Source organism: Cryobacterium sp. TMT4-31 (genome assembly GCF_004403385.1).
Taxonomy (GTDB): Bacteria; Actinomycetota; Actinomycetes; order Actinomycetales; family Microbacteriaceae; genus Cryobacterium; species Cryobacterium zongtaii.
Map to the genome: position 1 here is coordinate 1 of NZ_SOGI01000064.1, position 19,525 is coordinate 19,525.

Annotated in this window: 21 protein-coding genes; 8 read left to right on the top strand and 13 right to left on the bottom strand. The window is 68.6% G+C overall.

Going from position 1 to position 19,525, the window contains the following annotated elements; genetic code table 11:
- The 4 genes from E3T19_RS14905 to E3T19_RS14920 form a co-directional block, all read right to left on the bottom strand.
- Nucleotides 1-333, bottom strand: a 333-nt coding sequence (locus E3T19_RS14905) for an anti-sigma factor (protein ID WP_134409215.1), incomplete at its 3' end; no start/stop codon positions are given.
- Nucleotides 330-836 carry a sigma-70 family RNA polymerase sigma factor gene (locus E3T19_RS14910; RefSeq protein ID WP_088458060.1) on the bottom strand — a complete coding sequence of 169 codons (507 nt, stop codon included), beginning with the start codon at nucleotides 834-836 and terminating at the stop codon, nucleotides 330-332. The genes E3T19_RS14905 and E3T19_RS14910, both read right to left, overlap by 4 nt.
- A 50-nt stretch (nucleotides 837-886) precedes the next feature.
- A complete protein-coding gene (locus E3T19_RS14915; RefSeq protein ID WP_088456676.1) occupies nucleotides 887-1,594 on the bottom strand; it encodes a YceI family protein in 708 nt (235 codons plus the stop codon).
- 112 nt (nucleotides 1,595-1,706) lie between these two features.
- The gene (locus E3T19_RS14920; RefSeq protein ID WP_241980274.1) at nucleotides 1,707-2,525 is read right to left on the bottom strand and encodes an IclR family transcriptional regulator; all 819 of its coding nucleotides are present in this window, start codon (nucleotides 2,523-2,525) and stop codon (nucleotides 1,707-1,709) included.
- Nucleotides 2,526-2,648: 123 nt separating this feature from the next.
- On the opposite strand from E3T19_RS14920, the gene E3T19_RS14925 reads away from it, so the two are divergent.
- Nucleotides 2,649-3,308 (top strand): bifunctional 2-polyprenyl-6-hydroxyphenol methylase/3-demethylubiquinol 3-O-methyltransferase UbiG, encoded by a 660-nt coding sequence (locus E3T19_RS14925; RefSeq protein ID WP_134409217.1) that lies wholly within the window; start codon nucleotides 2,649-2,651, stop codon nucleotides 3,306-3,308.
- 6 nt (nucleotides 3,309-3,314) lie between these two features.
- Here E3T19_RS14925 and E3T19_RS14930 read toward each other — a convergent pair whose 3' ends face one another.
- Nucleotides 3,315-4,217 carry a PAS domain-containing protein gene (locus tag E3T19_RS14930; protein WP_166788892.1) on the bottom strand — a complete coding sequence of 301 codons (903 nt, stop codon included), beginning with the start codon at nucleotides 4,215-4,217 and terminating at the stop codon, nucleotides 3,315-3,317.
- A 603-nt stretch (nucleotides 4,218-4,820) separates the two neighbouring features.
- Between E3T19_RS14930 and E3T19_RS14935 the strand changes: the two genes are divergently transcribed.
- The 3 genes from E3T19_RS14935 (at nucleotide 4,821) to E3T19_RS14945 (ending at nucleotide 8,023) form a co-directional block, all read left to right on the top strand.
- Entirely contained in the window at nucleotides 4,821-6,092 is a 1,272-nt protein-coding gene (locus E3T19_RS14935; RefSeq protein WP_088458059.1) for a glycine betaine/L-proline ABC transporter ATP-binding protein, read from the top strand.
- Nucleotides 6,089-7,057, top strand: coding sequence for a proline/glycine betaine ABC transporter permease (locus E3T19_RS14940; protein WP_088456672.1), 969 nt, complete (start codon nucleotides 6,089-6,091; stop codon nucleotides 7,055-7,057). The genes E3T19_RS14935 and E3T19_RS14940 overlap by 4 nt, the downstream gene beginning before the upstream one ends.
- A 72-nt stretch (nucleotides 7,058-7,129) precedes the next feature.
- Entirely contained in the window at nucleotides 7,130-8,023 is an 894-nt protein-coding gene (locus tag E3T19_RS14945) for a glycine betaine ABC transporter substrate-binding protein (RefSeq protein WP_088456671.1), read from the top strand.
- Nucleotides 8,024-8,110: 87 nt separating this feature from the next.
- Here E3T19_RS14945 and E3T19_RS14950 read toward each other — a convergent pair whose 3' ends face one another.
- The 5 genes from E3T19_RS14950 to E3T19_RS14970 form a co-directional block, all read right to left on the bottom strand.
- Nucleotides 8,111-8,560, bottom strand: a complete 450-nt coding sequence (locus tag E3T19_RS14950; protein WP_088456670.1) for a flavodoxin domain-containing protein — start codon at nucleotides 8,558-8,560, stop codon at nucleotides 8,111-8,113.
- Nucleotides 8,561-8,665: 105 nt separating this feature from the next.
- A complete protein-coding gene (locus tag E3T19_RS14955; protein WP_240632218.1) occupies nucleotides 8,666-9,439 on the bottom strand; it encodes an alpha/beta hydrolase in 774 nt (257 codons plus the stop codon).
- A gap of 5 nt (nucleotides 9,440-9,444) precedes the next feature.
- Entirely contained in the window at nucleotides 9,445-10,053 is a 609-nt protein-coding gene (locus E3T19_RS14960; protein ID WP_134409219.1) for an energy-coupling factor transporter transmembrane protein EcfT, read from the bottom strand.
- 10 nt (nucleotides 10,054-10,063) lie between these two features.
- Complete coding sequence (locus E3T19_RS14965) at nucleotides 10,064-10,756, bottom strand: energy-coupling factor ABC transporter ATP-binding protein (protein WP_240632217.1); 693 nt, start codon at nucleotides 10,754-10,756, stop codon at nucleotides 10,064-10,066.
- Nucleotides 10,753-11,385: a biotin transporter BioY gene (locus E3T19_RS14970; protein WP_088456668.1), complete on the bottom strand. Its 633-nt coding sequence runs from the start codon at nucleotides 11,383-11,385 to the stop codon at nucleotides 10,753-10,755. The genes E3T19_RS14965 and E3T19_RS14970 overlap by 4 nt, the downstream gene beginning before the upstream one ends.
- A 207-nt stretch (nucleotides 11,386-11,592) precedes the next feature.
- On the opposite strand from E3T19_RS14970, the gene E3T19_RS14975 reads away from it, so the two are divergent.
- Complete coding sequence (locus E3T19_RS14975; protein WP_088456667.1) at nucleotides 11,593-11,868, top strand: GlsB/YeaQ/YmgE family stress response membrane protein; 276 nt, start codon at nucleotides 11,593-11,595, stop codon at nucleotides 11,866-11,868.
- 19 nt (nucleotides 11,869-11,887) lie between these two features.
- On the opposite strand, the gene E3T19_RS14980 is transcribed toward E3T19_RS14975, so the two are convergent.
- The 3 genes from E3T19_RS14980 to E3T19_RS14990 form a co-directional block, all read right to left on the bottom strand.
- On the bottom strand, nucleotides 11,888-12,352 hold the full coding sequence (locus tag E3T19_RS14980) for a hypothetical protein (protein WP_134409220.1): 465 nt from the start codon (nucleotides 12,350-12,352) through the stop codon (nucleotides 11,888-11,890).
- A 105-nt stretch (nucleotides 12,353-12,457) separates the two neighbouring features.
- Complete coding sequence (locus E3T19_RS14985; protein WP_088456665.1) at nucleotides 12,458-12,667, bottom strand: hypothetical protein; 210 nt, start codon at nucleotides 12,665-12,667, stop codon at nucleotides 12,458-12,460.
- A 71-nt stretch (nucleotides 12,668-12,738) separates the two neighbouring features.
- On the bottom strand, nucleotides 12,739-13,533 hold the full coding sequence (locus E3T19_RS14990) for a sugar phosphate isomerase/epimerase (RefSeq protein WP_134409221.1): 795 nt from the start codon (nucleotides 13,531-13,533) through the stop codon (nucleotides 12,739-12,741).
- A 79-nt stretch (nucleotides 13,534-13,612) separates the two neighbouring features.
- Between E3T19_RS14990 and E3T19_RS14995 the strand changes: the two genes are divergently transcribed.
- The 3 genes from E3T19_RS14995 to E3T19_RS15005 all read left to right on the top strand — a co-directional run bounded on the left by E3T19_RS14995 (nucleotide 13,613) and on the right by E3T19_RS15005 (nucleotide 19,522).
- Nucleotides 13,613-15,898, top strand: coding sequence for a bifunctional alpha,alpha-trehalose-phosphate synthase (UDP-forming)/trehalose-phosphatase (locus tag E3T19_RS14995; protein ID WP_370028282.1), 2,286 nt, complete (start codon nucleotides 13,613-13,615; stop codon nucleotides 15,896-15,898).
- A 70-nt stretch (nucleotides 15,899-15,968) separates the two neighbouring features.
- On the top strand, nucleotides 15,969-17,663 hold the full coding sequence (ilvD, locus tag E3T19_RS15000; protein WP_103461537.1) for a dihydroxy-acid dehydratase: 1,695 nt from the start codon (nucleotides 15,969-15,971) through the stop codon (nucleotides 17,661-17,663).
- A 38-nt stretch (nucleotides 17,664-17,701) separates the two neighbouring features.
- Nucleotides 17,702-19,522 carry an acetolactate synthase large subunit gene (locus E3T19_RS15005; RefSeq protein WP_088456662.1) on the top strand — a complete coding sequence of 607 codons (1,821 nt, stop codon included), beginning with the start codon at nucleotides 17,702-17,704 and terminating at the stop codon, nucleotides 19,520-19,522.
- Nucleotides 19,523-19,525: the final 3 nt, after the last annotated feature.

Genomic DNA, 19,525 nt, shown 5'->3' on the forward strand with positions numbered 1-19,525 from the left:
GGCCACGGCCAGACGCAGCCGGTTGCGCCGCGTGCGGGCGACGGCCGCCCCGGCGAGCCGCTGCACAGCTCCGGGCTGGTGCGGCGCGGCGCGCAGATGCGCGTCACTCAGGGGTGCAGAGGCGGCGATCTCGGTGGGCGTGGTTTCGGTGAGCGCCACGGCCTCCGCCGCGGGCAGGGCCGCCAGGATGCCGGGCAGCCCGGCGAGTTCGGCGACGGCGACGGCGCAGGCGGGGCAGGTCGGCAGGTGGCGTTCGAAGGCGTGCCGGTCTTCGGGGCTGAGCGCGCCGAGCAGGTAGGCGGCGTCCCACTCGCGGAAGCGGTCGGAGGTCATTCGGTGACCCCTCTTTCCTGTAGGGCGAGCCGCATTGCTCGCAGGGCGTAGTGCAGGCGGGACTTCACGGTGCCCTCCGGCACCTGTTGGAGGAGGGCGATTTCCGCGATCGACTGCCCGAGGTAGTAGGCGCTCACCAGTACGGTGCGGTGCTCGGGAGTGAGCGCGGTGAGGGCATCCGTGAGCAGCCAGCGATCCAGGATGGCCTCGGTGGCGTCGGTCGACGACCTCTCCGGCAGGTCATCGGTCGCGATCTCACGGGCGTACCGAGCGCTGCGCCTGTCGTCGATGACGAGGTTGCGGGCCACCGTGAACAGCCAGGCACGAGCGGCGTCGTCATCCCGGTCCAGCAACGCCGGCCGCGTCCAGGCGCGCAACAGGGTCTCCTGCACCACGTCCTGCGCGAACCCGTAATCCCCGGTCAAACGCACCACGTACCGAAACAGTGCCGGCCCGTGGGCGTCGTGCAGCGCCCGCAGGAGCTCCGCGTGTGGCTCTGCCACGGTCACCTCCCGGTCTGCCCGATGCCCACAATGAACACGGCTCTGCTGGACTAATTCTGCGCGACGAAGAGCTCGAACTCGACGGAGCCGGCATCTTCGACCGAGACGAAGCCGAGGTCGGGGGCGTCGACGCCGTAGTCACTGAAGGTGATCGGGATGCTGCCGACAACCTGGCCGCCGGCCTCGGTGAGCGCGGCCTGCAGCTCCACCGTGACCGGCTGGGTGACGCCGTGCAGGGTGAGTTCGCCGGTGGCGCTCAGGGTCTGCGCGACACCGGCCACGGGGGCCTCGAGGGTGACCGGTGCGGTAAGCGTGAAGGTGGCGGTCGGGAAGTCGTCGGCTTCCATCGCGGAGTCCCGGAAGTAGGCATCCCTGGCGCCTTCGTCGGTGGCGATGCTCGCCACGTCCACCGTGATCGTGGCGGCGGTGAGCGAGAGGTTGTCGACGGTGAGCTCACCGGAAACGTCAGCCGTGCGACCGGTCACGGTCACGTCGTTGCCCTGCAGAACCTCGTCGACGCGGTAGCCCGCGAAAGAGTCCGCGGCCACGCTCCAGGTGCCGGAGAGGTCGTCCGCGTTGACCTCGGTGGCCGCGCCGGCATCCGTCGGGCCCGGGGTGCCCGCGGCGATGGTGGGGGCCGCCTCGACGGTGCTGTTGGCGTAGTCGGCATAGACCGCAGGCCCGAAGGCCAGGGCGGCACCGCCGATGACGACAACTCCGCCCGCAATCCACAGCCCGATCTTCGTCTTTTTCTGCATGTCACCCTCGTTCATAGTCTTCGCGTGTAATTGGCGAGCGGATGGTGGTCATCCACTCTGTACAACGAGACGGCAGGCCAAAAGGTTCAGACCGGTTCACTTTTTCGAAAAATTAGCCGGTTCGACCGCTGATGCGGCGGCCCAACTCGGCCGCGGCGTGCTCCACGGCGGCGGCGAGCTCCGGCCAGCGTTCCGGCGGCACGCTGGACCGGGCGAAGGTCACGGCGATGCCGGCGGCGGGCCAGCCGCTGTGGTCCCGAACGGCCACCGCGACGGATGCGAGACCCAGGGTGACGTCGCCGTCCTCCGCCGCGTAGCCCTGCGCGCGCACCTCGGCCAGGAGCCGGCTCAGCTCGCGATAGCTGCTCACGCCGCCCGGCGCCGGGGTGTTGCCGCCGTCGCGCTGCACGAAGGCGGACGGGTCGGGGAACAGGGCCCGCACCTGCGCGACCGGCAGCGTCGCGAGCAGCGCCCGGCCGCTGGCCGTGAGGTGGCTGGGCAGGCGCACCCCGACATCCGTCACCAGGGCGGGGCGGCGGGGAGCGCGCTCCTCCACGAGGTAGATCACATCGCGACCGTGCAGCACTGCCAAATGCGCGCTCTCGCCGATGGTGTCGACGAGCGAGGCCAGGATTGGCCGGCCCAGCCGGGCCAGGGGCTCCTGCCGGGCAAAGCCGCTGCTCAGCTCGAAGGCGGCCAGGCCGATGCCGTACCGACGGGCCTCGGGAAAGTGCAGCACGAAGCCGAGCTCGGTGAGCACGCCGAGCAGCCTGTAGACGGTGGACCGGGGGAGCCCGAGCGTCTGCGCGATGGTCGACGCCGGTACCGGCCCGCGCTGGGCGGCCAGGTGGGTGAGTATCTGCAGGGTGTGGCGGGCGGCGGGCACATCGGCCTTCGTGGGCGCCGCCCGGCTCTCAGCAGGCACGTCCACGGCGCCCCGGCTCAGCTGTCATGCGACGAGGCTATCGTTTCGACGAGCCCCCCGGGGCGCAGGCCGGTTGCCGGTTCGGCAAGCCAGTTTGTCGCCGTGCCGCCGACGAGGGAGGATGCAGTCATGCACACCAACGACACCGCCCGTGAACCCCAGGAGCCCGACGCAATAGGAGACTTCTGGGATCAGCGCTACGCCGGAAATGAGACCCTGTGGAGCGGCCGGCCCAACGCCGCGCTGGTCAGCGAGACGCACCACCTGCGGCCTGGGCGGGCCCTCGACGTCGGCTGCGGCGAGGGCGCCGATGCCCTCTGGCTGGCGGCACAGGGCTGGGACGTGACGGCGCTGGATGTCTCACGAGTGGCACTCGAGCGCGCCGCCCGCCAGGCCGACCTCGTGCGAGCCGACCTGGTCGGCGGCACGGTGCGCTGGCTGCACGCCGGACTCGTCGAGGCGGCCCTGCCGGCGGCGAGCTTCGACCTGGTCTCCGCGCAGTACCCCGCCCTGTTGCGCACGGACGAGAGTATCGCGGAGCGCGCCCTGCTGGATGCCGTCGCGCCCGGGGGTGTGCTGCTCATCGTGCACCACCCCACGCCCACCGCCGCTGAGGCCGCCGCGCACGGTTTTGATCCCGACCTGTACGTGAGCCCGGCCCAGGTCGCGGCCCTGCTGGACGACACCTGGCGGATCGAGGTCGACGAAACCCGGCCCCGCCACGTGGCCACCGGTGCCGGTGCCCACCACACCGAAGACGTCGTGGTGCGGGCGCGGCGCCTGCACTGACCGGGCTCAGCGTTCCCTGAGCGTCGCCACGGTTCCCACCGGCGCCGCCCGCGTACCCAGCCGGCTGGGGGTGGGCTCTGCCGGGTTCTGGCTCACCACCAGCACCCGGGACCCGCACAGGTGGATCTCGTCTGCCACGGTGCGGCCGCTCCGCAACAGGTCGGCGAGGCTGGGCGGCAGGTCCAGGTCGTCGATGCGTGGCGAGAAGGCGCCCGCGGCGCGGGAGGCGGGCCGCGGCGGCAGCCCGAGCAGCTCTGCGGCTCGATCGTTGTAGAGCACCAGATCGCCGGCACCGTCCACGAGAATCAGCCCCTCTGGCACCGAGTTGACCACGGAGTCGTTATGGACGAACAGTCGGGCGAGTTCTTCCGGCCCCCAGCCCAGGGTGACCCGGCGCAGGTAACGTCGCAGAACCCAGGTGGCCAGCGAACCCGCCAGGAGCAGGGTGAGCGTTATCGCCAGGATGGCGGGCAGCCGGGCGTCGAGGGCGATCTGCAGGTTGCTGGTTCTCACGCCGGCGGCCACCATGCCCACCACTTCGCCGTCGGAGTCGAGGATCGGCACCACGGCGCGCACCGACGGGCCGGGGGTGCCCGGCGTGACGTCGGTGAACGACATTCCGGCCGTGGCGGGGCCCGTGCGGCCGACATACTGCCGGCCGATTTCGGCGGGGTCCGGGTGCGTCCAACTGACCCCCGCCGGGCTCATGATCGTGATGAAGTCCAGCGCGGCGTCCCGGTTGACCTCGAGCGTGTACGGCTGCAGCGCCGCCGTCGGATCCGGCGATGTCGCCGCCGTCACCACGAACGGGCTGTCGGCGATCGCGGCCGCTACCGCGAGTAGCCGGTCGGCCCTTTCGGAGTAGCCGCGGTCCCGGGCGTCGACGAAGGCGGCAGTGCTCACGAACACGGCCAAAGACACTATGAACACAGAGTGAGCGACGAACAGCCGGCGTGTAATGCTCCACCCGTGCATAGTTCGCACCCATCCTTCCCGGCCGCACCACTGGTCCACGTCGTCGTGACCATCCTGACCTCTAGGGAGAACGTACGCCCAGACCGCCGCGCCGGGGCCGGTGCCCCTGGCGTGCTGATCTGAGTCGGGACGCTTTATCCCCGCTGACCAGCACTTGAGAGTGCACGTTGTGGGTCGGCGAGTCGGGGGTCCAGGGGTCTGGCGTGCCCTACCGTGGTAGGCTCGGTGACGGTCTTCCGACCCTTCACCAGGACGCGAACGCGTAGCCCCCAGCTCGACTGGGACGGCCGCGTGCGTACGGTGAGGCCCAGACGGACGCGATCCCATGGTCGCTCCAGCCCACGCCGTTTCTCGGTGTCGAGGCCGGTCTCGGCCTACCCGTCCGACACAGCGAGCCCCGTGTTGTCGACCGCTCAGGCGGTCTATTCGGCGTGCTCCGGAGAATCCGTGACCGAAATCATCGCCGTCAAGGCAGAAGTACCCGCCAGCGAGGCGGAGCAGACAGAAACTGCAGTAGCAGTAGCAGTAGCACCGGGAATCGCCGTGAAGGCGGACAGGCTCTACAAGGCCTTCGGCCGCAAACCGCACGACATCGTCAAGAAACTCCAGAGCGGTGCGAGCCGTGACGAGCTCGCGCACCTGGGAACGGCCGCCGTCATCGACGCTTCCTTCGAGGTGCAGCGTGGTGAGATCTTCGTGGTGATGGGCCTCTCCGGCTCGGGCAAGTCCACCCTCATCCGCATGCTCAACGGCCTGCTCGAGGCCACCAGCGGCACTGTCACCGTCGGAGACACCCCGATCACCGGCATCCCGGCGGCCAAGCTGCGGGACGTGCGCCGTCAAAGCATCTCGATGGTCTTCCAGCACTTCGCCCTGCTGCCGCACCGCACGGTGATCGATAACGTCGCCTACGGCCTCGAGGTGCAGGGCATGCCCCGTGAGGAGCGCCTCGCCAAGGCGCGCACCATCATCCGCCTGGTGGGACTGGACGGATGGGCCGACAATCTGCCCTCCGAACTCTCCGGTGGCATGCAGCAGCGCGTCGGCCTCGGCCGGGCCCTGGCCGCCGACACCGACGTTCTCCTGATGGATGAGGCGTTCTCCGCCCTGGACCCTCTGATCCGCCGCGAAATGCAGGAACAGCTGATCGAGCTGCAGGCCGAACTCGGCAAGACGATCATCTTCATCACCCACGACCTCAACGAGGCCATGTTCCTCGGCGACCGCATCGCCGTGATGCGCGACGGCCGGATCGTGCAGATCGGCACGCCCGAAGAGATCCTCACCGACCCGGCCAACGACTACGTCGCCCAGTTCGTGCAGGATGTCGACAGGGCGCGGGTGCTCACCGCCGGCAGCGTCATGGAGCCGGCGCGTTCGGTGGTCACCGTCACCGCCGGCCCGCGTGCGGCTCTCCGCACCATGCGCGACCTGCAGACCTCGGCCACTTTCGTTTTGCGCCGTGACCGCAGCTTCGCGGGGGTCGTGCGCGACCGGGACGTGCTCAAGCAGGTCAAGGCCGGCGACGGCGACCTGCGGGCCATCATCCTGGACGCCACCGCGGTGGCCGCCGACACCGCCTTGGTCGACCTCGTCGAACTGGCCGTGGAGAGCGACCTGCCCATCGCCGTGGTCGACGATCGCAACCGCTTGCTCGGCGTGATCCCCCGGGTGACCCTGCTCGCGGCTCTCGGCAATGTCAGTCCGACGACCGGTGAGCTGCCGGTGATGGAACCGCCGGCCACCATCTCGATGAGCATCATCACCGAAACCCTGCGCGAAACCGCGTCGGAAGGAGTACAGCCGTGAACGACTTCCGGATTCCCCTCGGCTCCTGGGCCGATACCTTCATCGACTTCATCACCGACACCTTCGGGTTCTTCTTCGACTTCGTGCGCGCCATCTTCAGCGGCGCCTACGACCTCGTCGACCTCATTCTGGCCACACCGCCGTTCTGGGTGATCATCCTCGTGGCCGCGGCGCTGGCACTGATGATCCGCGGCTGGAAGTTCGCCGTGGGCACCGTCGTCGGCCTCGTTGTCATCGTGGGTGTCGACCAGTGGGAGAACGCGATGGACTCGCTCGCCCTGGTGCTCGTCGCGAGCGTCCTGGCGATCCTGTTCAGCGTGCCGCTTGGCATCCTCTCGGCCAAGTCCGGCGTGGCGTCCAGCATCATCCGCCCGATCCTCGACTTCATGCAGACCATGCCGGCCTTCGTGTACCTGATCCCCGCGCTGATCCTGTTCCGCGTCGGTGTTGTTCCCGGCATCGTGGCGACGATCATCTTCGCCATGGCTCCCGGCGTTCGGCTCACCGAACTCGGCATCCGCAGCGTCGACAGCGAGGTGGTCGAAGCCGGCCAGGCCTTCGGTGCGTCACCGTGGCGCATCCTGCGTCAGATTCAGCTGCCCCTGGCGATGCCCACCATCATGGCCGGTATCAACCAGGTGATCATGCTGTCGCTCTCGATGGTCGTCATCGCCGGCATGGTCGGCGCCGGCGGTCTCGGCCAGCAGGTCGTGGCCAGCCTGAACCGCATCGACGTGTCGCTCGGCTTCGAGGCCGGCCTCTCCGTGGTGATCCTCGCGATCTTCCTGGACCGGCTCACCGCGGCTCTCGGCAACGGGAACACCCCGATCAGCAGGGTGCTCGCCGCTCGCAAGCGCCGCGCCCACCCGGTCCACGCTCCGGCCGCGGCCGTCGCCGTGGAACCGACCGTGGCCCCGGCCGTGACACCGACGCAGGCCGCCGAGCGCGAGCCGTCCCGCGTCTAGCTCCACCCGTAGCTTCAACCCCCGCAGCTTCAACCCCGGTCACCACCAGCAGGTGACACGAAAGGCAGACACATGAAGAACCGTTCACTCAAGATCCTCGCCACCGGTGCCATCGGCATGCTCGCCCTGGCCGGCTGCACCGCGGCCGAAGCCGAGACCGTCGGCGACGGCAATTCGGACAACAAAGACCTCACCATCGCCGTGTTCAACGGCTGGGACGAGGGGATCGCGGCATCAGAGCTGTGGAAGGCCATCCTCGACGAGAAGGGCTACAACGTCGAACTCGAGTACGCCGACGTTGCACCGGTCTACGCCGGGCTCTCCACCGGTGACTACGACCTCAACCTCGACGTCTGGCTGCCGAACACCCACAAGTCCTACCTCGAGGAGTACGGCGACGACATCACCGAACTCGGGGCCTGGAACGACGAGGCCAAGAACACCATCGCCGTGAACGCCGATGCGCCGATCGACACCCTCGCCGAGCTGGCCGATAACGCCGACCTGTTCGACAACCGTCTCGTGGGCATCGAGCCCGGCGCCGGTCTCACCGAGGCCGTGACCGACAACACCATCCCCACCTACGGCCTCGAGGACATGGACTACCAGACCTCCTCGACCGCAGCGATGCTCACCGAGTTGACCGCTGCGGAGAAGTCCGGCGAGAACATCGCCGTCACCCTGTGGGCGCCGCACTGGGCCTACGACACCTTCGACCTGAAGAACCTCGAAGACCCCGAAGGCACCCTCGGCGCCTCGGAGACCATCCACGCCTACGGCAAGAAGGACTTCTCCACCGACTTCCCGCAGGCCACCAAGTGGATCGCCGATTACACCATGGACCTCGACAAGCTCCAGTCGCTCGAAGCCGCCATGTTCGTTGACTACGACGGCCAGGACTACGGCCCCATCGTCGCGAAGTGGATCGAAGACAACCAGGAGTATGTGGACTCGCTCACCGCGTAGTCGACTGCCCCGTCCATGAACGGCCCGTGCCTCGGCACGGGCCGTTTCTGTGTCGTCTCTGGCGCGGTCGTCTCTGGCGCGGTCGTCTCAGGCGCTGGCGCGCAGTTCGGCGCCGATGTACGCCGCCCAGGCACCGGCCTTGCCGGTCTCTCCGGCGGCCAGCGGCCCCTCGGTGCCGTCGACAACGAAGCCGTGTGGCTTGGCCACGATAGTGGCGCCGGCGGCGTGCAGGGCGTGCGAGATCTTGGCCGCCGCATCCCCGTGGATGAATAGCTTGATGCGGGTGTCGAACGCGGCGGCCCGCACACCGGCGAGGGAGCCCGGTGCGAGGGTGCGCAGGAACCGGCGCATCCGATCGGTCGGCTTCCAGCCGTTGATCGGGCATCCCACCACCAGGACGTCGACGCCGTCGAGGCTTGCCTCGGTGATGTCGGACACGCTGAGGGTGGTGGTTCCCTGGCCCAATTCGGTGGCGATCACCTCGGCGATGGTGCGGGTGCTGCCATAGTTCGTGTCATAGACGACGAGTGCGTGCATGAGTCCTCCCGGGTCGTGGCGACGTTCGCCGACACGAGTCATAGTGGCCCCGGCCCCGGCGACCGACAAGAGCAGCAGGTCCCGCGGGTCAGTGCGATTGCCGGGTCACTGCGACTGCGGAGCTCGCAGCGTGATGAAGCTCGACAGCGCTTCGGTGATGGCCCGCTCCGATGCCGCCCGGGTCAGCGTGGCCTCGCCGTCGCCGGGCTGAGCCCCGTACGCTCCGAAGGAGGCGTGGTTGGCGCCCTCGATCCGCACAAAGGTCGTGTCGGCGGGCAGCAGGTCGGCGGTGTCCTCGATCTTGGCCGGGGTGCTCAAGCCGTCCTCGCTCCCGCTGAGGCTCAGCACCGGCAGCTCGTCGTCGACGGCCGAGGCGCAGTAGCTGCCGAACAGCACCAGGCCGGCGACCTCGTTGTCCTCGGCGTACATGCAGGCCCGCACGCCGCCGAGCGAGTGGCCGCCTACGAACCACGCCGCCACATCGGGCGCGGTGGCCGTGAAGGTGTCCAGCGGACGCTGGTCGAAGAAGGCGAGGTTCAGAACCGGTTTGGTGATGACCACGGTCATCCCCGTCTCTGCCACGGTGGGAGCCAGGGTGGCGAGGTACGCGTACGGGTCGACCTTGGCGCCGGGAATGAAGACCAGGCCGGCGACCGAGCGTTCCTCGGCCGGGGCGATCACGACGGAGACGTCGGTGTCGGTCACCGTGACGGCGGGGTCGTCGAACACGGCCTGGGCGGCCGTGCGGTCGGCGGGCATCACGAGCTGCGTCCAGAACAGGACGGCCACGATCCCGAGGGCCAGCGCGGTGAGCGCGGTCCAACCGGCGAATCTGATGCGGGTGCGCAGAACGGTTCGAGGGCTGCTGTCAGTGGTCAATTCGATCAGTCGTCCAATCCGCGTGCGGCGAGGGCCTCTCCGATCGCATCGGCGGCGTACAACGAGCGTACGACGACGGGGACGGCCAGGGCGATGATCGACCCCTGTGCGCCGCGCGCCCTCCGGGCGTCGAGCACCTCCCGCACGATCTCCGCCACCAATGGGATGCACCGGATGGTCAGGGCTACGAGCAGCCCCACCCTGTCGGCATCCACCCAACGCCGGAACGGCCGCAACAGCAGCTGGAACGCCTCGAGCACCGCGGTGACCGTGGTGGTGAGGGTGAAAAGGGCGGCGAGGGCCACGGCCACCAGCAGCCGGCCGGCCATCAGACCGGCCGTGGTCCAGCCCTCCGCCGAACCATTCGCGACCAGCACCTGCACCGGCACGGCGAAGACCAGGATCCACAGGATCGGACCGATCTGTGGCCAGGCCGCCGTGGGTGGGATGCCGGCCAGCGCGTACAGGGCGACCACGACCACGAATTCCCCCGCGAGCACCAGGGGATCGGCCGCCAGGCCGACCAGCACCATGGCGACGGCGAGCACGGCCAGCTTGAACACCGCCGGCGCGCGGTGCAGCAGCGAGGTCCCCGGCCGGTACAGCCCGATCATGCCGGCCCGGTCATGACAGCAGGCTCAGGTACGCGGTGAGAGCGGTGGCGGGCACGTCGTCGGCGACGACCCGGCCCTCGTCGACCACGATCACCCTGTCGAACCCGTCCAGCACCTCCAGGTCGTGGGTCACCACGATCACCTGCTGGGTCAGCGACACCAGCAGCCCGGTGATCAGACGGGTGTTGCGGGCATCCAGCAGGGTGGTCGGTTCGTCGGCCACTACGATGCTGGGCCCGGCCACCAGCACCGCCGCGAGGGCCAGCAGCTGCTTCTGACCGCCGGACAGACGGTGCGCGGGGCGCTCGGCGAGAGCGGTGAGACCGAACCTATCGAGCGCCTCTGCCGTGCGCGCCGTGATTTCGTCGGCGGCCAGGCCCCGGCGCCGCAGGGTGAAGGCCACATCCTCCTGCACGGTCGGCATCACGATCTGGTTGTCGGGATTGGTGAAGATGAAGCCCACCTCGCGCCGCACGAGCTTGGCTTGCCGGCGCACGTCCAGGCCGTTCACCGTGACGGTGCCGCTAGTGGGGGTGACCAGACCGTTGATCATGCGCGCCAGCGTCGACTTGCCGCTGCCGTTGGCGCCGACGATGCCGATCCGGCGTTCGGTGAGGTGCAGGTCGATGCCGCGCAGCACGGGCTGGTCGTCGAAGCCGTGCGAGACGTCCTCGAAACGGATGCCGGCGGCGCTCACGCTCACGCCCGGGCGTCGACGGGCGCGGAGACCGGAACCGTGCGGCGCGGGGTGATCAGGCCCGGGTACGCCCGGTGCACCTGCTTGGCGACGAGGACCGTCACGACCACCTTCACCAGGTCGCCGGGCAGGAACTTCGTACTGTCGACGGCGGCGGCCCACAGCGGCAGGCCCAGGTTGATGGCGGTGACGGGCACCCCGATCAGGTAGACGACCACGATGCCGCCGAGAACGGTGGCGCCCAGTGCCGGCCAGAACGGGTAGCGCGGCAGCAGCCACGCGGTGAGGGCGCCGATCACGACGACGCCCAGCAGCCATCCGTAGGGGTAGCCGGCGGAGGGGGAGGTGGTGAACCAGACCAGGCCGCCGCGCCCACCGGAGAGCAGGGGCAGCCCGGCCGCGGCGAGGACCAGCAACAGCAGCACGGCCAAGAAACCCTTGCGCGCTCCGAGGATTGCGCCGGCCAGCATCACGCCGAGGGTCTGGAACGTGATCGGCACGGTGCTGGCGCCCAGGGAAAGCGCGCCGGGGAACCCGAGGGCGGCGATGAGGGCGGCGAAAATGGCGATCTGCGCCAGGTCGCGCACGCTGAGGCGGGCCGTGACTCTACGGGCGGGAACGGTGGGGGCTGTCATGGTTTTCAATCTAGATTTCCTCGGCAGGGCGCCGCAGTGGAATACCTACAAAAAATCCGGCGGAACGCTGGTCACCGGTCCCGGCCGGGGTCTCCGGTCCGGTTTCCCGCTGCCATCGGCACGCCTATCCGTCGGACCTGTGCGGTTTTATGATCGTCGCAGCCGGACGGAGAGTTCACCGATGCCGGGACACGGAAGGCAGTTCTCATGGGTTTCTTCGGATTTCTCCTGCTCGGCCTCTTGGCCGGCGCCCTGGCCAAGCTGATCCTCCCCGGAACGCAGGGTGGCGGCTGGTTCGTGACCCTGCTGCTCGGTGTGGTCGGCGCGTTGCTGGGCGGCTGGCTGGCCGGCCTGATCTTCGGGGTCGACATGGGGTCGTTCTTCGACCTGCGCACCTGGGTGATCGCCATTCTCGGGTCGATCATCGTGCTGCTCATCTACGGCGCGGCTACCCGCAACCGCGGGAGTAGCAGCTCGACCTGATCTGCAGCGCGGGTGGTGCTTAGGCGACGAGGCGACTGATCGTGGCCGATCCGGCGCGGGCGCCGGACGTCGGTTCGGCCCACACCGAGATCGGAGCCGGGTTCCAGGGCAGTGCGGTCGGTTCCGCACCAGAGGACACCAGGAGGGCGCCGGTGTTGACGGCCGTGATTCCGTCCATCGGGGTGTCGGTGCGGGGTTCGGCGATGTTGCGGGGCGCTGCCTGGGTATCGGTGCGCAGGCGCATGGTCTCGGCAGCCAGGAGCTCGGTGAGGGTCTCGGCGATCTGGTGGGCCTTGAGCCCGTGGAAGATCACATCGGTGTCATCGGAGCGGCGGGGGACCAGGGTCCAGGCTCCCTCGGCGCCGACGAGATCGGCCAGCGCGGCGTGGAGATGTTCAAAGACCTCGGCGCGGCTGAGTTCTGCCGGAGCGGGAGCAACCGGGGCCTGGATGACGGGTGCGGTGCGACGTCGACGACCGAACATCGTGAGCCCCTTCCTACTAACAACGCGAGAAGACCAGTTTCGCCTTCTCCACCCCGAAATCACGGGGGACACGCCGCAGAACGGGGACTGGCGGGGGGATGCCCGCTACTTAACCTTCACGGCAGTGGCGCCCGGCACGGATTTCTCGTCGGCGTCCTTCACCACGTTGCCGACGGCGACCGCGACACTGAGTCCCCAGCCGATCCAGGTGAGCACCAGGCGCCAGTCCCTCGGACCGTTCTTGGTGGCCTGCAGGATGTGCCAGCCGCCGACGACGACGCTGATCATTGCGGTGTTGAACAAGAACTTTCGCATGGCTACACGCTAGCCGACAACCCGCGAACTGAGAGAAAAGCCCCAAAAAACTCGGGTTTTAGGTGCTTGAGTCACAGCTCTCGGGTGTGGTCGCGGGCGAAGGTGAGGGTTTCGGTCAGCAGGGCCAGGCGCTCCGGCTCGGTGCGGGCGGTCCGGGTGTTCACCTCGGCCACGATGGTGCCGTCCCAGTTCACCGCGGCGAGGTTCCGCAACACCTCGGCCACCGGCTCGGTGCCGCGGCCGGGCACCAGGTGTTCGTCGAAGACCCGGCCCTCGTCGAGGGAGCCCGTGCCGTCGCAGAGGTGCACGTGGCGCAGACGCTCGCCCAGGGCCGTGGCCATCGCGAGGCTGTCCTGGCCGCTGAGCGCACAGTGCGAGAAATCGAGGGTCACCGCGGCGCAGTCCATCACCGTGGGGTCCCAACCGGGGGAGTACGCCTTGACCCCTCGCCCGCCGATCTTCCACGGGAACATGTTCTCGACGGCGATCTGAAGGCCGGTGCCGGCGCCGAGCTCCCGCACGATGTCGAGAAAGTCCTCCGCATAACCGGCCTGCCAGCGAAACGGCGGATGCACAACCACCGTCGATGCGCCGACCAGCCCGGCGAGCTCGGCGGACCGCTCCAACTTCACCCGGGGGTCCCGGCCCCAGACGAAGTGGGTGAGCAACAGAACCGGTGCGTGGATCGAGAAGATCGGCAGGCTGTACCGCTCGGATAGCGCGGTCAGCGCCGCCGCATCCTGGGTGGCTTCGTCACGGGTGACCATGATCTCAACGCCGTCGAACCCTGCCTGCTTCGCCAACCTGAAAGAGTCTTCCAACCCCAGCGGGTACACGCAGGTGGAGCTCATGCCGATGCGAATCACGGCGTCAGCATAGCCTTCGCTGGTAACCTCGAGATGCAGCCAGGTGCGCCGCACAGGCGGGCACCGGAATGGATGAGTCATCGAAATCGCAGCAGACACCACCGCATCAGTCACCGCACCCGACACCACCGGAGAGGCCGGCGCGGAGCCCGGCCCCGATTCGGTCGCGCCCGGTCACTTCGACCTGGTCGTGGTCTCCAACCGGCTTCCGGTCGACTACGAAGTAGCCGAGGACGGCACCGAAAGCTGGCGCACCTCGCCCGGCGGCCTGGTCACCGCCCTCGAACCGATGATGCGCGCCTCCGACGGCGCCTGGGTGGGCTGGCCCGGCGTGGCCGACCGCGAATTCGAGCCCTTCGAAAACGACGGCATCTCGATCGTGCCCGTACGCCTGAGCACCGAAGACCTCGAGCTCTACTACGAGGGCTTCTCCAACGACACCCTCTGGCCGCTCTACCACGACGTGATCGCCTCACCCAGCTACCACCGCGAATGGTGGGACGCCTACGTCCAGGTCAACCGCCGGTTCGCCACCGCGGCCGCGGCATCCGCAGCGCCCGGCGCCACGGTCTGGGTGCACGACTACCAGCTGCAGCTGGTGCCGCGGATGCTCCGCGACGCCCGCCCCGACCTGGTGATCGGCTTCTTCAACCACATCCCGTTCCCGCCGTACGGCATCTTCGCCCAGCTGCCCTGGCGCAAGCAGATCCTCGACGGCCTGCTCGGCGCCGACCTGATCGGCTTCCAGCGGCTGGCGGATGCCGGCAACTTCTCTCGCGCCGTGCGCCGCCTGTTCGGCTACGCCACCCGCGGTGTCGCCGTGGACGTGCCCAGCCAGAACGGCCAGCACCGCCGGGTCATCGCCAAGCACTTCCCGATCTCGATCGACGCCGAGGCCTATGAGGAAATGGCCAAGCGACCGGAGATTCAGGAACGCGCCCGCCAGATCCGCGAGGACCTCGGCAATCCTAAAACGATCATGCTCGGCGTCGACCGCCTGGACTACACCAAGGGCATCGGTCACCGCATCAAGGCCTTCGGTGAGCTGCTCGCCGACGGCACTCTGAGCGTCGAGGACGTCACGCTCGTACAGGTCGCCAGCCCGTCCCGCGAGCGCGTGGCCACCTACATGCAGTTGCGCGACGAGATCGAACTCGCCGTCGGCCGCGTCAACGGCGACTACTCCACCATCAGCCACACCGCCATCAGCTACCACCACCATGGCTACCCGCGGGAAGAGATGGTGGCGCTCTACCTGGCCGCCGACGTGATGCTTGTCACGGCCCTCCGGGACGGCATGAACCTCGTCGCCAAGGAATACGTCGCGGTGCGCTACGACGGCGACGGCGTGCTCGTGCTCAGCGAATTCGCCGGTGCTGCCGACGAGCTCAAGCAGGCCGTACTGATCAACCCGCACGACATCGACGGCATGAAGGCGTCGATCATGAAGGCCGTCACCATGCCCAAGCGCGAACGCACGAGGCGCATGCGGGCCCTCCGCCGCAAGGTCTTCGACAACGACGTGGCCACCTGGTCCGCCTCGTTCCTGCAGACCCTCACCGGCGGGGCCGCCGTGCCCAGCGGCGTGCCGGAGAACCTCGTGTCGGCGCTGAAGGACATCAGCTCGGCCGAGACCATCCTGGTGGCCCTCGACTTCGATGGCACCCTGGCGCCGCACGTGGACGAACCCGAGGACGCCCGCGCGGTCGACGGCACCCACGACGTGGTGCAGCGGCTGCTCGACCTGCCCGGCGTGCGTGTCGCGTTCGTCTCCGGCCGGGCCCTGGTGAGCCTCAAGCATGTGGCCGAACCGCAGAGCGAGGTTTTGCTCACCGGATCGCACGGTATCGAGGTGCAGCTGGACGCAAACGGCATCGAGCTGGGTCTGGTACCCGAAGAGGTCGAGAAGCTCGACACCCTCACCCGGGTGCTTGAGCGCATCTCCGGCCCGGTGTTCGGCACCTGGATCGAGCAGAAGCCGGCCGGCCTGGCGCTGCACACCCGCCTGGCCACCGCGCAGGACGGCCAGGCCGTGCAGCGCGAGGCCCGCGACCAGCTGGCCGAGCTGCTGCCTGCCCTCACCGTGCGCGAGGGCAAGAACGTGCTCGAGTTCTCGGTGCGCTCCAGCACCAAGGGCGACGCCCTCGAACGCCTGCGTGCGCACACCGGCGCCGACAGGGTGCTCTATGCCGGTGACGATGTCACTGACGAAGACGCCTTCACGGTGCTGGGCGAGGGCGACCTGGGCCTCAAGATCGGCCCGGGCGCTACCCAGGCCGGCTATCGGGTGCGGGGCCCGAAGGAGGTCACCCAGGTGCTGGCGCTCCTAGCAGACTTCCGCGCCGCCGCCACGCAGCAGCAGTAGGTCCCGCGTCGCGGGCGTGCCACCGGTCGTCATGACGGGTGTGCCGCCCGCGACGTTCTAGACTCGGTGCATGTCTGAGTTCGATATGAAGCCCCGTAGCCGCGACGTCACCGATGGCATCGAGGCCACCACCTCCCGCGGCATGCTCCGAGCGGTGGGAATGGGCGACGCGGACTGGGAGAAGCCCCAGATCGGCATCGCCAGCTCCTGGAACGAGATCACCCCATGCAATCTGTCCCTGGACCGCCTCGCGCAGGCGTCCAAGGAGGGTGTGCACTCCGGCGGCGGCTACCCGCTGCAGTTCGGCACCATCTCGGTCTCCGACGGCATCTCGATGGGCCACGAGGGCATGCACTTCTCCCTGGTCTCCCGTGAGGTCATCGCCGACTCCGTCGAGGTCGTCATGCAGGCCGAACGCCTCGACGGTTCTGTGCTGCTGGCCGGCTGCGACAAGTCGCTGCCCGGGATGCTCATGGCCGCCGCGCGCCTGGACCTCGCCAGCGTCTTCCTCTACGCCGGGTCCATCGCACCCGGCTGGGTGAAGCTGAGCGACGGCACCGAGAAGGACATCACCATCATCGACTCGTTCGAAGCCGTCGGCGCCGTCAAGGCCGGCCGCATGAGCGTGGAAGACGCCAAGCGCATCGAGTGCGCCTTCGCCCCCGGCGAGGGTGCCTGCGGCGGCATGTACACCGCCAACACCATGGCCAGCGTCGCCGAGGCCCTGGGCATGAGCCTTCCCGGCTCCGCGTCGCCCGCCTCCGCCGACCGCCGCCGCGACTACTACGCGCACCGCTCCGGCGAGGCCGTGGTCAACCTGCTGCGCTTAGGCATTACGGCCCGCGACATCCTCACCAAGAAGGCGTTCGAGAACGCCATCGCCGTGGCCATGGCCTTCGGCGGTTCCACCAACGTGGTGCTGCACCTGCTCGCCATCGCGCAGGAGGCCGAGGTCGAGCTCACCCTCGACGACTTCAACCGCATCGGCGACACCGTGCCGCACATCGGTGACCTCAAGCCCTTCGGCAAGTACGTCATGAACGACGTCGACCGTCACGGCGGCGTGCCCGCCGTGATGCGCGCCCTGCTCGAGGCCGGTCTCATCCACGGCGACGCGCTCACCGTCACCGGCAAGACCGTGGCGGAGAACCTCGCCGAGATCGACCCGCCCGAGCTCGACGGCAAGGTCCTGCGCACCCTGGACAACCCGATCCACGCCTCCGGCGGCATCACCATCCTCAAGGGCTCCATCGCCCCCGAGGGCGCCGTCGTCAAGACCGCCGGCTTCGACAGCGACATCTTCGAGGGCCCCGCCCGGGTCTTCGAGCGTGAACGCGCGGCCATGGACGCCCTCACCGCGGGGGAGATCCTCAAGGGTGACGTCGTCGTCATCCGCTACGAAGGCCCCAAGGGCGGCCCGGGCATGCGCGAGATGCTCTCGATCACCGCGGCCATCAAGGGCGCTGGGCTCGGAGCCGATGTACTACTATTGACTGATGGTCGATTCTCAGGCGGCACAACCGGACTGTGTATCGGCCATATAGCACCCGAAGCGGTGGACGCAGGTCCGATCGCCTTCGTGCGCGATGGTGATCTGATACGGGTCGATATCGCAGCTCGCTCGCTTGACCTACTGGTCGACCCCGCAGAGCTGGCCGCCCGCCGAGAAGGCTGGGCTCCACTTCCTCCCCGTTACACCCGTGGCGTTCTCGCCAAGTACTCCAAGCTCGTGCAGTCCGCGGCCCTGGGTGCGACCACGGGATAATCGACACCATCCGTCATTCGAATTAGGGATTTGCTCTCATGACCACGGAACCTTTGCCCGTGCCATCCGCCCCGACCCCCAGCGCGCCGTCCGCCGACGCCGTGTCCGGAACGCCTGAAATCCTCACCGGTTCCGGCGCAATTCTGCGCAGCCTCAAGATGCTCGGCGTCACCGACGTCTTCGGGCTGCCCGGCGGCGCCGTCATCCCGCTCTACGACGAGCTGATGAACCAGGACGACATCCGCCACATCTTGGTACGCCACGAACAGGGCGCCGGCCATGCCGCCGAGGGCTATGCGTCCTCGAGCAACCGGGTCGGGGTGGCCATCGCCACCTCCGGCCCCGGCGCGACCAACCTGGTCACGGCCATCGCCGACGCCTACATGGACTCGGTGCCGCTGCTGGCGATCACCGGCCAGGTCTTCTCCACGCTGATGGGCACGGATGCCTTCCAGGAGGCCGACATCGTCGGCATCACCATGCCGATCACCAAACACTCGTTTCTGGTGAAGCGGCCCGAAGACATCCCCGCCGCCATCGCCTCGGCGTTCCTGATCTGCAACACCGGCCGTCCCGGCCCGGTGCTGGTGGACATCACCAAGGACGCCCAGCAGATGAAGGCACCGTTCATCTGGCCGCCCAAGCTCGACCTGCCCGGCTACCGGCCGATCACCAAGGCGCACGGCAAGCAGGTTCAGGCCGCGGCGGCGCTGCTGGCCGGCGCCGCGAAGCCCGTCTTCTACGTCGGCGGCGGTGTCATCCGCGCCCAGGCGTCACCCGAACTGCTCGAGCTGGCCGAACTGACCGGCACCCCCGTCGTCACCACCCTGATGGCCCGCGGAGCGTTCCCCGACTCGCACGACCAGCACCTGGGCATGCCCGGCATGCACGGAACCGTCGCTGCCGTGCTGGCACTGCAGGAATCCGACCTCATCATCGCTCTCGGCGCCCGTTTCGACGACAGGGTCACCGGCAAGGCCTCCGAATTCGCGCCCAATGCCACCATCGTGCACGTGGACGTGGACCCGGCCGAGATCGGCAAGATCCGCGCCGCCGACGTGCCCATCGTGGGTGACGCCAAGGACGTCATCGCCGACCTCACCGTGGCCTACCGTGAGGCGATCACCACGACGACCCCCGACATCTCCGAGTGGTGGACCTACCTCAAGGGCCTCCGGGAGAAGTTCCCGCTGGGCTACAGCGAACCGGCCGACGGCCTGCTCGCCCCGCAGTACGTGATCAAGCGCATCGGCGAGCTCACCGGGCCCGAGGGCGTCTACGCCGCCGGCGTCGGCCAGCACCAGATGTGGGCCGCACAGTTCATCAAGTACGAGCGGCCGAACTCCTGGCTCAACTCCGGCGGGGCCGGCACCATGGGTTACTCGGTGCCCGCGGCCATGGGCGCCAAGGTCGCCGAACCCGACCGCACGGTCTGGTCCATCGACGGCGACGGCTGCTTCCAGATGACCAACCAGGAACTCGCCACCTGCACGATCAACAACATCCCGATCAAGGTGGCGATCATCAACAACTCGTCGCTCGGCATGGTGCGTCAGTGGCAGTCGCTGTTCTATGACGGCCGGCACTCCTTCACCGACCTCAATACCGGTCACGGCACCGCGATGGTGCCCGACTTCGTGAAGATGGCCGATGCGTACGGTGCCCTGGGAATCCGGGTCACCCGCGCCGACCAGGTGGACGACGCGATCAAGCTTGCGTTGGCCACCAACGACCGGCCCGTGGTGATCGACTTCATCGTCAGCCGCGACGCCATGGTGTGGCCGATGGTGCCGCAGGGCGTCAGCAACAGCTTCGTGCAGTACGCCAAGGACCACGCCCCCACCTGGGAAGAGGAGTAACCG

What these genes read in the sequence shown, in the direction of transcription:
- E3T19_RS14915 (WP_088456676.1), bottom strand. Translation starts at nt 1,594, where the DNA reads ATGCAGAAAAAGACGAAGATCGGGCTGTGGATTGCGGGCGGAGTTGTC.
- E3T19_RS14925 (WP_134409217.1), top strand. Translation starts at nt 2,649, where the DNA reads ATGCACACCAACGACACCGCCCGTGAACCCCAGGAGCCCGACGCAATA.
- E3T19_RS14980 (WP_134409220.1), bottom strand. Translation starts at nt 12,352, where the DNA reads ATGTTCGGTCGTCGACGTCGCACCGCACCCGTCATCCAGGCCCCGGTT.
- E3T19_RS14960 (WP_134409219.1), bottom strand. Translation starts at nt 10,053, where the DNA reads ATGATCGGGCTGTACCGGCCGGGGACCTCGCTGCTGCACCGCGCGCCG.
- E3T19_RS14945 (WP_088456671.1), top strand. Translation starts at nt 7,130, where the DNA reads ATGAAGAACCGTTCACTCAAGATCCTCGCCACCGGTGCCATCGGCATG.
- E3T19_RS15005 (WP_088456662.1), top strand. Translation starts at nt 17,702, where the DNA reads ATGACCACGGAACCTTTGCCCGTGCCATCCGCCCCGACCCCCAGCGCG.
- E3T19_RS14975 (WP_088456667.1), top strand. Translation starts at nt 11,593, where the DNA reads ATGGGTTTCTTCGGATTTCTCCTGCTCGGCCTCTTGGCCGGCGCCCTG.
- E3T19_RS14950 (WP_088456670.1), bottom strand. Translation starts at nt 8,560, where the DNA reads ATGCACGCACTCGTCGTCTATGACACGAACTATGGCAGCACCCGCACC.
- E3T19_RS14970 (WP_088456668.1), bottom strand. Translation starts at nt 11,385, where the DNA reads ATGACAGCCCCCACCGTTCCCGCCCGTAGAGTCACGGCCCGCCTCAGC.
- ilvD (WP_103461537.1), top strand. Translation starts at nt 15,969, where the DNA reads ATGTCTGAGTTCGATATGAAGCCCCGTAGCCGCGACGTCACCGATGGC.
- E3T19_RS14985 (WP_088456665.1), bottom strand. Translation starts at nt 12,667, where the DNA reads ATGCGAAAGTTCTTGTTCAACACCGCAATGATCAGCGTCGTCGTCGGC.